This is a genomic window from Bradyrhizobium sp. 25ACV, from assembly GCF_054863005.1.
Map to the genome: position 1 here is coordinate 132,733 of NZ_JAVAYO010000019.1, position 13,692 is coordinate 146,424.

Annotated in this window: 14 protein-coding genes; 11 read left to right on the top strand and 3 right to left on the bottom strand. The window is 63.4% G+C overall.

The window, feature by feature from the left end:
- Positions 1 to 14 precede the first annotated feature (14 nt).
- Together RAD04_RS33175 and tyrS are read right to left on the bottom strand one after the other, a co-directional pair.
- A complete protein-coding gene (locus RAD04_RS33175) occupies positions 15 to 1,262 on the bottom strand; it encodes an MFS transporter (RefSeq protein ID WP_461627152.1) in 1,248 nt (415 codons plus the stop codon).
- A gap of 57 nt (positions 1,263 to 1,319) precedes the next feature.
- The gene (tyrS, locus tag RAD04_RS33180; RefSeq protein WP_461627153.1) at positions 1,320 to 2,573 is read right to left on the bottom strand and encodes a tyrosine--tRNA ligase; all 1,254 of its coding nucleotides are present in this window, start codon (positions 2,571 to 2,573) and stop codon (positions 1,320 to 1,322) included.
- 164 nt (positions 2,574 to 2,737) lie between these two features.
- On the opposite strand from tyrS, the gene RAD04_RS33185 reads away from it, so the two are divergent.
- The 3 genes from RAD04_RS33185 to RAD04_RS33195 all read left to right on the top strand — a co-directional run bounded on the left by RAD04_RS33185 (position 2,738) and on the right by RAD04_RS33195 (position 4,964).
- Entirely contained in the window at positions 2,738 to 3,841 is a 1,104-nt protein-coding gene (locus RAD04_RS33185) for an anhydro-N-acetylmuramic acid kinase (protein WP_461627154.1), read from the top strand.
- 94 nt (positions 3,842 to 3,935) lie between these two features.
- Complete coding sequence (locus RAD04_RS33190) at positions 3,936 to 4,631, top strand: glutathione S-transferase family protein (protein ID WP_461627155.1); 696 nt, start codon at positions 3,936 to 3,938, stop codon at positions 4,629 to 4,631.
- Between the two features lie 9 nt (positions 4,632 to 4,640).
- Entirely contained in the window at positions 4,641 to 4,964 is a 324-nt protein-coding gene (locus RAD04_RS33195; protein WP_461627156.1) for a DMT family transporter, read from the top strand.
- 10 nt (positions 4,965 to 4,974) lie between these two features.
- Here the strand turns inward: RAD04_RS33195 and RAD04_RS33200 are convergent, their stop codons facing one another.
- Entirely contained in the window at positions 4,975 to 5,622 is a 648-nt protein-coding gene (locus RAD04_RS33200; protein ID WP_014495555.1) for an alpha/beta hydrolase, read from the bottom strand.
- Between the two features lie 349 nt (positions 5,623 to 5,971).
- Here RAD04_RS33200 and RAD04_RS33205 point away from each other — a divergent pair, with 349 nt between their 5' ends.
- The 8 genes from RAD04_RS33205 (at position 5,972) to RAD04_RS33240 (ending at position 13,544) form a co-directional block, all read left to right on the top strand.
- Positions 5,972 to 7,111: a cysteine desulfurase family protein gene (locus tag RAD04_RS33205; RefSeq protein WP_461627157.1), complete on the top strand. Its 1,140-nt coding sequence runs from the start codon at positions 5,972 to 5,974 to the stop codon at positions 7,109 to 7,111.
- 125 nt (positions 7,112 to 7,236) lie between these two features.
- Positions 7,237 to 8,733, top strand: a complete 1,497-nt coding sequence (sufB, locus tag RAD04_RS33210; protein ID WP_104461462.1) for a Fe-S cluster assembly protein SufB — start codon at positions 7,237 to 7,239, stop codon at positions 8,731 to 8,733.
- Positions 8,734 to 8,794: 61 nt separating this feature from the next.
- Positions 8,795 to 9,547: a Fe-S cluster assembly ATPase SufC gene (gene sufC / locus RAD04_RS33215; RefSeq protein ID WP_165637354.1), complete on the top strand. Its 753-nt coding sequence runs from the start codon at positions 8,795 to 8,797 to the stop codon at positions 9,545 to 9,547.
- Positions 9,548 to 9,558: 11 nt separating this feature from the next.
- On the top strand, positions 9,559 to 10,863 hold the full coding sequence (sufD, locus tag RAD04_RS33220) for a Fe-S cluster assembly protein SufD (protein WP_461627158.1): 1,305 nt from the start codon (positions 9,559 to 9,561) through the stop codon (positions 10,861 to 10,863).
- A complete protein-coding gene (locus RAD04_RS33225; RefSeq protein WP_461627159.1) occupies positions 10,860 to 12,107 on the top strand; it encodes a cysteine desulfurase in 1,248 nt (415 codons plus the stop codon). The genes sufD and RAD04_RS33225 overlap by 4 nt, the downstream gene beginning before the upstream one ends.
- Positions 12,104 to 12,475, top strand: a complete 372-nt coding sequence (locus RAD04_RS33230; protein WP_018323035.1) for an SUF system Fe-S cluster assembly protein — start codon at positions 12,104 to 12,106, stop codon at positions 12,473 to 12,475. The genes RAD04_RS33225 and RAD04_RS33230 overlap by 4 nt, the downstream gene beginning before the upstream one ends.
- A 49-nt stretch (positions 12,476 to 12,524) precedes the next feature.
- Complete coding sequence (locus RAD04_RS33235) at positions 12,525 to 12,923, top strand: HesB/IscA family protein (RefSeq protein ID WP_018323036.1); 399 nt, start codon at positions 12,525 to 12,527, stop codon at positions 12,921 to 12,923.
- Between the two features lie 183 nt (positions 12,924 to 13,106).
- Positions 13,107 to 13,544 carry a TfoX/Sxy family protein gene (locus RAD04_RS33240; protein WP_461627160.1) on the top strand — a complete coding sequence of 146 codons (438 nt, stop codon included), beginning with the start codon at positions 13,107 to 13,109 and terminating at the stop codon, positions 13,542 to 13,544.
- Positions 13,545 to 13,692 lie beyond the last annotated feature (148 nt).

The window sequence follows — 13,692 nt, forward strand, 5'->3', positions numbered from 1 at the left end:
TACCTCCAGGACACCTAACGCCGCAAGGCGGGCACAATCAGGAATGGAATCATCCCGAGCACCACGCTCGCAAGTGCGAAGGCAAGCAGCGCGTTATAACCATGGGTCGCGTCATGGATCAGGCCGCCGCTCCAGGAGCCGAACGCCGAGCCGAGGCCACTGCCGATCGAGATGGTGCCGTAGATGGTGCCGACCCGCTTGCCCTGGAAAATCCTCATCGCCGTGGCGCTGATCAGCGGGCCGCGCGAGCCCATCATGCTGCCGAAGCAGACGACGAAACCGGTGAGCAGCAGGATGTTTGGAGAATACTGCAACAGCCACAGCAGGACGATGCCGAGGATCGAGATCGCGTAGCTCAGCAGCACCGACGGCCGGCGCCCGATCAGGCCGTCGAGCGCGGACACTCCCAACATGCCGAACACAAGCACGACGCCGGAGAAACCCCAGGCGGTCGCAGCCTGCAGCGGCGGAAAGCCGGCGTCGATCAGATAGGCCACGATCTGCGCGGCAATCGAGTACATGCCGACGGCAGTGAAGAAGAAGGTCCAGAACAGCGCCCAGAAGGCGTGATGGCGCATGGCACGGAGCAGGGTCCAGCCATTGTCGACGAAGTCAGGGTCGGTCCTCTTCACGACATGCGGCGAGCCCGCGGCGAACAGTCGCCACGGCAGCAGCATCAGCGGGAGCAACAGGCCGAGTGCCGTAAAGCCGAACAGCATGTAGGTGTCACGCCAGCCGATGTGATCGATCAGGAGCTGCGAGGCCGGCAGCAGCGCCAGCACGCCCCCGCCCATCGCCGAATACACCACCGACATTGCGGTCGGCAGACGGGGCCCGAACCAGCGGCCGAGCAGGATCGAGTTCGGCACGATGCCGATGAAGGCAACGCCGATTCCGACGCAGAGGCCGATCGAGAGCTGGAACTGCCAGAGATGTTGCGCGTGGGCTGCGACCAGGAACGCCGCGCCCAGCAGCAGCAGCCCGAGCGCATAGACGATGCGTGGTCCGGAATGGTCGAACAGGCGTCCGACGAAGGGCGCGGTGAGACCGCTCGCGAGCCAGGTCAGTGAATAGACCGAGACGATCTGCGCGCGGTCCCAGCCAAAACTTTCCGAAATCGGTTTCAGGAACACCGTAAAGCTGTCGCCGAGCCCGCGGCCGAGCACGGCCAGCGTGAAGCACAGAGCGAGCACGACGAGCGCGGTGCGAACAGCGGCCCGCTGATCGCTCCTGACGTTCTCCCTGGGCGTGTTCTGATCCATTGCCCGTCAGGGAGCGCGCATCCGTGCGCCCTGACAAGCAGCGAAAAGCTCATACGCCTATGCAGGCTTAAGGAGGACGTGCTTCTTCTTGCCGAAGGACAGCTTGATCACGCCCTCCGGCGTCAGATTGTTTGCCGACAGTGCCATCTTTTCGTCAGTGACCGGCTCGTCGTTGACGCGAAGGCCGCCGCCCTTGATCTGTCGCCGGGCTTCGCCGTTGGATGCAACGAGGCCCGCTTTGACGAAGGCGTTGAGCACGCCGAGGCCGGCGTCGATCTCGCCCCGCGGAATTTCCACCGTCGGCAGGGTTTCGGCCAGCGCGCCTTCCTCGAAGGTGCGGCGCGCGGTCTCCGCCGCCTCGTTCGCGGCCTCGCGGCCATGCAGCAGCGCGGTCGCTTCAGTGGCGAGCACCTTCTTGGCCTCGTTGATCTCCGAGCCGCCGAGCGCTTCGAGCTTCTTGATCTCAGCCATCGGCAGCGTCGTGAACAGCTTCAGGAATTTGCCGACGTCGGCATCCTCCGTGTTGCGCCAATACTGCCAGAAATCATAGGGCGAGAACGCGTCGGCGTTGAGCCAGACCGCGCCTTGCGCGGTCTTGCCCATCTTGGCGCCGGACGCCGTCGTCAGCAGCGGCGTCGTCAGCGCGAACAGCTGATGGGTGCCCATGCGGCGACCGAGATCGACGCCCATGATGATGTTGCCCCACTGGTCCGATCCGCCCATCTGCAATTTGCAGCCGGTGCGCTTGGCGAGCTCGACGAAGTCGTAGGCCTGGCAGACCATGTAGTTGAACTCGATGAAGCTCATCTCCTGCTCGCGCTCGAGGCGCAGCCGCACGGAGTCCATCGTCAGCATGCGGTTGACCGAGAAGTGCCGGCCGACGTCGCGCAGCATCTCGATCCAGTTCAGCTTGGTCAGCCACTCCGCATTGTCGAGCATGATGGCGTCGCTCTTGCCCTCGCCATAGCGCAGCACTTTGGCGAACACGCCGCGGATCGATTCCTTGTTGGCCTCGATCTCGGCGACGGTGCGCATGGCGCGCGTCTCGTCCTTGCCGGAGGGATCGCCCACCATGGTGGTGCCGCCGCCCATCAGCGTGATCGGCTTGTTGCCGGACTGCTGCAGCCAGTGCAGCATCATCATGGTGAGGTAATTGCCGATATGCAGCGAGCGGGCGGTGCAATCGTAGCCGACATAGGCGGTCGCTTCGCCCTTGGCGGCGAGCGCGTCCAGCCCCTCGAAATCGGAGCACTGGTGGATGAAACCACGTTCCTGCAGGATATTGAGAAAATCCGATTTAAATGCAGTCATCTGTCGGCATGCCCAACAATTCTTGGTTTACGTTTCGGGAGCAATTTAAGGGTCTTCCGTGGGAACCCGATTGCCGCCCGCCGCTTGGCGCTGTGGCATTATAAGATGTGTCCCTCTGGCACAAGATCGGCATGCCGGAGGGGGTCTCTTGAGGACGCTGATCCATGATGTTGACGGCACTCGGTTTGATGAGCGGCACCTCGCTGGACGGGGTGGATGTCGCGCTGATCGAAACCGATGGAAAACAGGTGAAGGCATTCGGGCCATCCGGCTACCGCGCCTATAGCCCTGCGGAGCGCAATCTGCTGCGCCAGGCCCTCTCCGAGGCTGTGCACCTGGCGCAACGTGACGCCCGGCCAGGCATCCTGGCCGAGGCCGAGCGTGCGGTGACACGGGCCCATGCCGAGGCGGTTGCCGCCTTCTTCGCCCAGAACCGCATGAAGCCCGAGGATGTCGACATCGTCGGCTTCCACGGCCAGACCGTGCTGCATCGCCCCGAGCGGCGGCTGACGGTGCAGATCGGAGACGCCCCCGCGCTGGCGAAAGCGATCCATATCCCAGTGATGCATGATTTCCGCGCCGCCGACGTCGAGGCGGGCGGGCAGGGCGCGCCCTTCGTACCGGTCTACCACCGCGCGCTCGCCAACTCGCTGGATCGCGAGGGCCCGATCGTCGTGGTCAATATCGGCGGCGTCTCCAACATCACCTATATCGACGGCAACGACACGCTGATCGCCTGCGATACCGGCCCGGGCAACGCGCTGCTGGACGATTTCATGTACCGCACCATGAACCAGGCGTTCGATGCGGAAGGAAAGTTCGCAAGCCTCGGGAAGGCCGATGAGGCCTGGATTGCTCGCGCGCTGGAGCTGCCGTTCTTTGCGCTGCCACCGCCGAAATCGCTTGACCGAAACGATTTCGCCGCCTTGAGGCTCGGCGACGTGGCGCCGGCCGACGGCGCTGCGACCCTGACCGCCTTCACTGCGACAGCGATCACCCGCATCATCCCGTTGTTGCCGCGGCGACCGCGGAGCTGGATCGTCTGCGGCGGCGGCGCCCGCAACCTCACCATGCTGCGGATGCTCCGGGAGCGGGTGGGATCGGCGACCGTCGAGGCCGCTGAGACGCTCGGCTGGGCCTCCGACGCCATCGAAGCCCAGGCCTTCGGCTTTCTGGCCGCCCGCGGCCTGAAGGGCCTGCCATTGTCCTATCCGACCACCACGGGCGTGCCGATGCCGATGACGGGCGGGGTGATCGCGCGGCCGTGAGGTCGGGTGATCAATGCAAGTGCATTGAACTTGACGAATGCATGCAGGTGCATCTATATTGGATGTAGTTGCATCAATCGCCGGGATCATTGCCATGACCACCGCACTTGAGACGCCTGCTTCGCTCAAACTGATCAGCCACAAGCTTTGTCCCTATGTGCAGCGCGCCGTGATCGCGCTGAAAGAGAAGGGCGTGCCGTTCGAGCGGGTCGACATTGATCTGGCGAGCAAGCCGGATTGGTTCTTGAAGCTCTCGCCGCTCGGCAAGGTGCCGGTGCTGGTTGTGACGACCGATAGCGGCGAGGTCGCGCTGTTCGAGAGCAATGTGATCTGCGAGTACATCGAGGAGACGCAAGGCGGCGCGAAACTGCATCCGGCGGATGCGCTGAAGCGTGCCGAGCACCGCGCCTGGATGGAATTCGGCTCGGCGATCCTCGGCGATCTCTGGGGACTGGAGACGACGACGGATCCGGCGACGTTCGAGAGCAAGCGGCAAGCGCTCGTCGCAAAATTCGCGCGTGTCGAGGCAGCGCTTGGCGCGGGCCCGTATTTCGCAGGCGATATGTTCAGCCTGGTGGATGCGGTGTTCGCTCCCGTCTTCCGCTACTTCGATCTGTTCGACGAACTGACCGAGCTCGGCATCTTCAGCGATCTGCCGAAGGTGCGGGCGTGGCGTGCGGTGCTGGCGAAGCGTCCGAGCGTACGCACCGCGGTCGGCGCCGACTATCCGCAATTGCTGCGGGCCTTCCTGGTGCGGCACGACGCGCATTTGCTCAAGCTTGCCGCCTGAGGCGAGCCGATGTCACAGTCCATGGCCTGGCTGATGCTGGTGATCGCCGGCGCGCTCGATGTCGGCTGGGCGATCACGATGAAGTACGCGGAAGGCTACACGCGAGCGGGCTGGAGCATCGCCTCGCTGGTGCTGCTCGCGGCCTTCGTCTTCCTGCTCGGGCGCGCCTTGAAGGTGCTCGAGGTCGGCGTTGCCTATTCGGTGTGGACCGGCATTGGCGCGGCCGGCACCTTCGTGATGGGCGTGGTGCTGTTCGGCGAGACCTTGAGCGCGATGAAGCTTGCCGGCATCGCGCTCGTCTTGATGGGGATCGCCGCGCTCAAGCTGGCTTGAGCTGAGCCTCTCAGCGAACGTTCGCGAGCCGCATGTCGAGATATGCCGTGATGGTTTCCATCAGCGGCTCGAGCTTGGCGTCGAAGAAATGGTTGGCGCCGGGGATGACCTGCTGGTCGATCACGATGCCCTTCTGCGTCTTCAGCTTCTCGACCAGCGTGTTGACGTCCTTCGGCGGCACCACCGCGTCCTTCTCGCCATGCACGATCAGGCCCGACGACGGGCAGGGCGCGAGGAACGAGAAGTCGTAGAGATTGGCCGGCGGCGCGATCGAGATGAAGCCCTCGACCTCGGGACGGCGCATCAGGAGCTGCATGCCGATCCAGGCACCGAAGGAGAAGCCGGCGACCCAGCAGGCGCGTGCTTCGGGATTGATGGTCTGTGCCCAGTCGAGCGCGGCGGCAGCATCCGACAATTCGCCGGTGCCGTGGTCGAACGAGCCCTGACTGCGGCCGACGCCGCGGAAATTGAAGCGCAGCACCGAGAAGCCACGATGCGCGAAGGCATAGTAGCACTGGTACACGATCTGATGATTCATCGTGCCGTGAAACTGCGGATGCGGATGCAGGATCATCGCGATCGGCGCGTTCTTCTGCTTGGCCGGGTGATAGCGGCCTTCGAGACGGCCGGCAGGGCCAGTGAAAATAACTTCAGGCATCGATGATCTCTTGATTGATCTGCTGGAGAGACGATCCTCGGCAATCAACCGATTGTGGCCTCATCGGCAGGTGCCGACGGAAGCGCGAATGAAGGGTGAGAAGGCGCGCCTTGCGGTGATGCGCTGAAGGCGCGCGGTGACTTGACGGTGCGGGTTCTAACATAGGCAGAGGGTCAAAAAGCAAGCATCTTGAACATCACTCAATGGGCTCAAGATGTTAGCGTGTCATGGTCGCGTCATCAGCTGCCACGGATATGGAATCGCCCGTTGCCAAGTGCGTGTCGGGGCGCCATGTCGGGCTGGGTAGGTCTCACAGGCCAGATTTCCAAGTATGGTAATATAATACTACATGCGGAACCGCGTTTATCTCGACTGGAATGCGACCACGCCGCTGCGCGCGGAAGCGCGACGCGCAATGCTCGCCGCCTGGGACCTGGTCGGCAATCCGTCATCGGTCCATGCCGAGGGGCGTGAGGCGCGACGGCTGGTCGAGGAGGCCCGTGCCGCGCTGGCAGGAGCGGTAGGGGCGCTGCCGCGGAATGTCGTCTTCACCTCCGCTGGAACGGAAGCCAATGGGCTGGCGCTGTCGCCTGGCCTGCGGCGGTCGTCCGGCGGCCCGGTCGAGCGGCTGCTGGTCTCGGCCGTGGAGCACGCTTCGGTGCTGGCCGGTGGCCGGTTCCCGGCGGACAAGACCGGCCTTATACCGGTTTTGCGTTCGGGCGTGGTTGACCTCGACCATCTCAGGAGCCTGCTCGGTGACGGCCCACCGGCACTGGTTTCGGTCATGGCCGCGAACAACGAAACCGGCGCGCTCCAGCCGGTCGCGGAGGTCGCCCGGATCGTCCATGAGGCTGGCGGCCTCCTGCACGTCGATGCAATCCAGGCGCTTGGCAAAATCCCATTCCAAATCAAAGATATGGGCGCGGATCTTGCGACTTTTTCTGCACATAAGGTCGGCGGCCCCAAGGGCGTCGGCGCACTGGTCGTGGCGGAGGGGCTGGCGGGCTTGGAGCCGTTGCTGCGGGGAGGCGGCCAAGAACTGAACCGGCGCGCGGGAACCGAGAATGTTGCGGGAATCGCCGGCTTTGGCGCAGCGGTGAAGGCCGCGCTTCAGACTCTTTCGGAGGATGCGGAGCAGATGGCAACCCTCAGAAAACGCTTGGAAAATGGCATCCAAGAAGTCGCCGGCGCAACGATCTTCGCGGACGAGGTCCGGCGGTTGCCAAATACCGTCCTTTTCACCGCGCCTGGCCTCAAGGCTGAGACCGCCGTGATCGGCTTCGACCTCGAAGGCATCGCAGTCTCCTCGGGTTCGGCCTGTTCGTCGGGCAAGGTCCAGCCGTCCCATGTGCTGTCGGCCATGGGGTACGATCCTGCCGTGGCCCAGGGAGCGGTGCGTCTCAGTCTGGGCTGGTCCACGGAACCGGATGACATCAATAGGGCGTTAGAGGCTTGGCGAAAGCTCGGTAATACCCTACTTAAGAGCTAAGCGATGAAACACGGCTTGAACGGTTCTAAGCGCGTGCTTTCCGCCAAAAAACATCGTAATAGACACCGTAATAATCGTTCGAGTTTGATCCACCGCGGTCCTTGAAACCGCGAGCGGAGGATGGAATGCCAGCCGTACAAGAGACGGTCGAGCGCGTGAAGCGCATCGACGTCGACCAGTATCGTTATGGGTTTGAGACCCTGATCGATTCCGAGAAGGCGCCCAAGGGGCTCTCGGAAGAGATCGTAAAATTCATCTCGCAGAAAAAGAACGAACCCGACTGGATGCTCCAGTGGCGGCTCGAGGCCTATCGGCGCTGGCTGACCATGACCGAGCCGACCTGGGCACGCGTCGATTATCCCAAGATCGACTTCCAGGATCTCTACTACTACGCGGCACCGAAGCCGAAGAAGACGGTCACCTCGCTGGACGAGATCGATCCGGAGATCCTGAAGACCTACGAGAAACTCGGCATTCCCTTGCGGGAAGTCGCCATGCTCGAGGGCGTCGAGCCGAAGCCCGGCGAAGAAGATCCCGCCCGGCGCAAAATCGCGGTCGACGCGGTCTTCGATTCGGTCTCGGTTGCAACCACGTTCAAGGCGGAGTTGAAGAAGGCCGGCGTGATCTTCATGCCGATCTCGGAGGCGATCCGCGAGCATCCCGAACTGGTGCAGAAATATCTGGGCTCGGTGGTTCCGACCTCCGACAATTTCTACGCGACGCTGAACTCGGCGGTGTTCTCCGACGGCTCGTTCGTCTACGTGCCGCCGGGCGTGCGCTGCCCGATGGAGCTGTCGACCTATTTCCGCATCAACGAGCGCAACACCGGCCAGTTCGAGCGCACGCTGATCATCGCCGACAAGGGCTCCTACGTTTCCTATCTCGAAGGCTGCACCGCGCCGCAGCGCGATGAGAACCAGCTGCATGCCGCCGTGGTCGAACTCGTCGCGCATGACGACGCCGAGATCAAATATTCGACGGTGCAGAACTGGTATCCGGGCAATTCGGAAGGCAAGGGCGGCATCTACAATTTCGTCACCAAGCGTGGCGACTGCCGCGGCAACCGTTCGAAGATCTCCTGGACCCAGGTCGAAACGGGGTCGGCGATCACCTGGAAATATCCGAGCTGCATTCTCCGCGGTGACAATTCGAGCGGAGAGTTCTACTCGATCGCGATCTCGAACGGCTTCCAGCAGGTCGACTCGGGCACCAAGATGATTCATCTCGGCAAGAACACATCGAGCCGCATCATCTCCAAGGGCATCGCGGCCGGCAAGTCGCAGAACACCTATCGCGGCCTCGTTACCGCGCACCGGAAAGCGACCGGCGCGCGCAACTTCACCGCCTGCGACTCGCTGCTGATCGGCGACAAATGCGGCGCGCACACCGTGCCGTACATCGAGGCCAAGAACTCCTCGGCGACGTTCGAGCACGAAGCGACGACCTCGAAAATCTCCGAGGACGTGCTGTTCTACTGCATCCAGCGCGGTCTCTCGCAGGAGGAGGCGGTCGGCCTCGTCGTCAACGGCTTCGTCAAGGACGTGCTTCAGCAACTGCCGATGGAATTCGCGGTGGAAGCGCAGAAGCTGATCTCGATCTCGCTTGAAGGGTCGGTCGGTTAATACCGACCCTCGCGGTGCGCTTAAGCGCTCCATGCATCATTTGAATAGACTGGACATCAAAATGGCTTTGCTTGAAGTGAAAGACCTCAAGGTTCGTGTCGAGGAGCGTGAGATCCTCCACGGGCTGACGCTGACCGTGAACGAGGGCGAGGTCCACGCGATCATGGGGCCGAACGGCTCGGGCAAATCAACGCTCTCCCACGTCATCGCCGGCAAACCCGGCTACGAGGTCACCGACGGCCAGATCCTTTTCAAGGGTGAGGATCTGCTCGAGATGTCGCCGGACGAGCGCGCCGCCAAGGGCGTGTTCCTGGCGTTCCAGTATCCGGTCGAGATTCCAGGCGTCGCCACCATGAATTTCCTGCGCACCGCGCTGAACGCGCAGCGCAAGGCCCGCGGCGAGAGCGAATATTCGACGCCGGACTTCCTGAAGAAGGTTCGCGAGGTCTCGAAGTCGCTGAACATTCCGCAGGACATGCTCAAGCGCGGCGTCAATGTCGGTTTCTCCGGCGGCGAGAAGAAGCGCAACGAGGTGCTGCAGATGGCGCTGTTCGAGCCGAGCCTGTGCATCCTCGACGAGATGGATTCCGGCCTCGACATCGACGCGCTGCGCATTGCGGCGGACGGCGTCAACGCGCTGCGTTCGCCCAAGCGCGCGATGGTCGTCATCACCCATTATCAGCGGCTGCTGAACTACATCGTGCCCGACGTCGTGCACGTGATGTCGAAGGGCCGTGTCGTGAAGAGCGGCGGCAAGGAACTGGCGCTGGAGCTGGAAGCATCCGGGTACGCCCAGTTCGAGGATGCCGCGTAAGGAATTTTGCGATGAACGTTGCTGTGGCAAAGACCGGAAACGGCCGCGCGGTGAGCGATCTCTTCGCCAGCGCCGAAGGCCGGCTGCCGGGTTCGTCTTCTGTGATCGCGGTGCGCCGCGAGGCGTTCGAGACCTATGAGCGTCTCGGCCTTCCGCACCGCCGGATCGAGGAATGGAAATACACCGACCTGCGCGCGCTGGTCGGCGAGGTGCTGCCGCTTGCAGCTTCACCCGATGCGGCCGCGTTGAAGCGCGCCGCGGAGGCGGTGAAGGCGCATGCGATCGCCGGCGCCCGCAAGCTGGTGCTGGTCGATGGCGTGTTCGCAGCCGATCTCTCCGACGTCAAGGCGCTCGCCTCCGAGGCCGGCTTCAAGACGTTGCGGGAGACGCTGGAGAAGGATGCCGGTCTGTTGAAGACCGCGTCCACCGATGCCGTGATCTCGCTCAACGCCGCGATGGCGACCGACGGCGTGGTGCTGTCGATTGCCGACGGCGCGCAGCTGTCCGCTCCGATCCAGATCATCCACATTGCGGCCGCGGCTTCCGCGTCGGCCTTCACCCGTTCGCAGATCGCGATCGGCAAGGGCGCGCGTGCCACCATCGTCGAGACCTTTGTCGCGGCGGGTGCCAAGGCCTACCAGATCAACGACGCCGTGCTCGTCTCGGTCGGTGACGATTCCGACGTCGCGCACATCCGTTTGATGGACGATGCACCTGACGCCGTGAACGTGACCTCGCACTTCGTCACCGTCGGCGCCAACGTGAAGCTCAAGTTCTTCAACATGACGACCGGTGCCGCGGTCAGCCGCTTGCAAGGTTTCATCACGCTCGCGGGCGAGGGCAGCGAGCTCTCCGCCAACGGCGTCAACCTGTTGCAGAAGACCGAACACGGCGACACCACGCTGGTGGTCGACCATGCCGTGCCGAACTGCGTCAGCCGCGAGATCTTCCGCGCCGTGATCGACGATCGCGCTCATTCGGTGTTCCAGGGCCGCATCATCGTCCGCCCCGACGCGCAGAAGACCGATGGCAAGATGATGACCCGCGCGCTGCTGCTCTCGGATGAAGCCGAGGCCGACAACAAGCCCGAGCTCGAGATCTTTGCCGACGACGTCTCCTGCGGTCACGGCGCCACCGCCGGCGCGCTCGACGACAACCTATTGTTCTATCTGAAGGCCCGCGGCCTGCCGGAGAAGCAGGCCCAGTCGCTGCTGATCCAGGCTTTCGTGGGCGAGGCGATCGAGCAGATCGCTGATGACGGCTTGCGCGAGCATGTGATCGGCATCGCCGAGCGCTGGCTGGAGCGCCGCCAATGAGCACGCACCCGGCAGTCAAGAACGGTGCCTATGACGTCGCGCGCGTGCGCCAGGATTTTCCGGCGCTCGCCCTGCAGGTCTACGGCAAGCCGCTGGTCTATCTCGACAACGCCGCCTCGGCGCAGAAGCCGAGCGCCGTGCTCGACCGCATGACGCAGGCCTATACGAGCGAATACGCCAACGTGCATCGCGGCCTGCATTACCTCGCTAACGCGGCGACCGAAGCCTATGAGGGCGGCCGCACCAAGGTGGCGCAGTTCATCAACGCGCCGCGTACGGAAGAAGTGATCTTCACCCGCAACGCGACGGAGGCGATCAATTTGGTCGCCTCGTCCTGGGGCGGGCCGAACATCGGGGAAGGCGACGAAATCGTCATCTCGATCATGGAGCACCACTCCAACATCGTGCCCTGGCATTTCCTGAGGGAACGCCAGGGTGCCGTGATCAAGTGGGCGCCGGTGGACGACGAGGGCAATTTCCTCATCGACGAATTCGAGAAGCTGCTGACGGCCAAGACCAAGCTGGTCGCGATCACGCAGATGTCGAACGCGCTCGGCACCATCGTGCCGGTCAAGGAGGTCGTGAAAATCGCCCAGGCACGCGGCATTCCCGTGCTGGTCGACGGCAGCCAGGGCGCGGTGCATCTGCCCGTCGACGTCCAGGACATCGGCTGCGATTTCTACGTCTTCACCGGCCACAAGGTTTATGGGCCGACCGGCATCGGTATCCTCTGGGCCAAGTACGACCACCTCGTCGCAATGCGTCCCTTCAACGGCGGCGGCGAGATGATCCGCGAGGTCTCACGCGAGGTCGTCACCTATGGCGATCCCCCGCACAAATTCGAGGCGGGCACGCCCGCGATCGTCGAGGCCGTTGGCCTTGGCGCTGCCATCGACTACGTCAATTCGATCGGCAAGGAGCGCATCGCCGCGCACGAGCACGATCTCACCACCTATGCCCAGGATCGGCTCCGGGAGATCAATTCGCTGCGGCTGATCGGCACGGCACGGGGCAAGGGCCCGGTGATCTCCTTCGAGCTGAAGGGTGCGCACGCCCACGACGTCGCCACCGTGATCGACCGCCAGGGCATCGCGGTGCGCGCCGGCACCCATTGCGTCATGCCGCTTTTAGAGCGGTTCAACGTGACGGCCACCTGCCGAGCCTCGTTCGGCATGTATAATACGCGGGAAGAAGTCGATCATCTGGCACAGGCGCTTTTGAAGGCGCGGGATTTGTTCGCATGAGTGACACGGCCGAAATCAAAGCTAGTCCGATGGAGACCCATTCGGCGCTGCCGCCGGAGGAGACCGAGCGGCTGACCACCGAGATCATCGCCGGGCTGAAGACCGTGTTCGACCCGGAAATCCCCGCCGACATCTACGAGCTCGGCCTGATCTACAAGGTCGAGATCAAGGACGACCGCTCTGTCGACGTCCAGATGACGCTGACGACGCCGAACTGCCCGGCCGCCGGCGAGCTGCCGACCATGGTCGAGAACGCGGTTGCCAGCGTCCCCGGCGTCGGCGTGGTCGACGTCAAGGTCGTCTGGGAGCCGCCGTGGTCGCCGGAACGCATGAGCGACGAGGCGCGCCTCGTGCTCAACATGTGGTGACGCGTAACCTCAGCATTGAATTTGCTCCGCAACGGACCAGATAGATAAGATGACCCAGGCGACACCAGCATCCACTCCAAAGCCGCGGCGGCCGCGCCCGCAGGTGATGCGGCTGACGGACGCTGCTGCCCAGCGCATCACCGAGCTGACCCAGCGCGCCGATTCCGAGATCGTCGGCTTGCGCGTCGGCGTGAAGAACGGCGGCTGCGCCGGCCAGTCCTACACGGTCGAATACGCCCACGACGTCCGCCCGACCGACGAGGTCGTCGAGGACAAGGGCGTCAAGATCCTGGTCGATCCCAAGGCCGTGCTGTTCCTGCTCGGCACCGAGATGGACTACAAGGCCGACAAGATGCAGGCCCAGTTCGTCTTCAACAATCCGAACCAGATTTCCGCCTGCGGCTGCGGCGAGTCGGTCGAGCTGCGGCCGGCCAAGATCGACGGGTAAGCCCGGCTCGCGCCGATCACTCCGTCGTCGTCCCCGCGAAAGCGGGGACCCATACCGCGTGATTTTTCTTTAGCGGGAGGTGCCAGTACCGGAGCTGGCACGACTAATAGTCTTCGCTAAACTTCTCCCTGTGGTTATGGGTCCCCGCTTTCGCGGGGCGACGTTGGGGAGAGAGAGCGCACGATGAACCGCGAATTCCTGATCGACCTCTTCGCCGATTTCGGCCCCGTCACCATCCGAAAAATGTTCTCCGGCTACGGCATCTCCGCTGACGGCATCAACTTCGCGCTGTCGCTGCGTGCCGGCCTGTTCTTGCGTGTCGACGACGTCACGATCCCGGACTTTGAAGCCGAAGGATCAAAGCCGTTTCAGTACTCGACCCGCGCCAAGACCGTGGTGGTCAATTCCTACTGGGAGCTGCCGGCACGCCTGTTCGACGATTCCGCGGAGCTCGCGCAATGGGCGAGGGCGGCCCTCGCTGCCGCCCAGCGTGCCAAGGTGAAGAAGCGGCCGAAGGCGAAGAAGGCGGTGGTGAAGAAGGCCGTGCCGAAGAAGCGTGTGGCAAAGAAGGTTGCCAAGAAGGCGGTGAGTAGGGTGGGCAAAGTGACTCGTCCGCCGTAGCTCGCAGAGCGAAGGCGGAAGCGTGCCCACGGTTCGAAATAATCATGCCGAGATCGTGGGCACGGCGCTTACGCGCCTTTGCCCACCCTCATATGGGGATTTGTGAGTCAAGGCCTGTCGACTGGCTTGAGTGAGGTTGGTCGGGTGA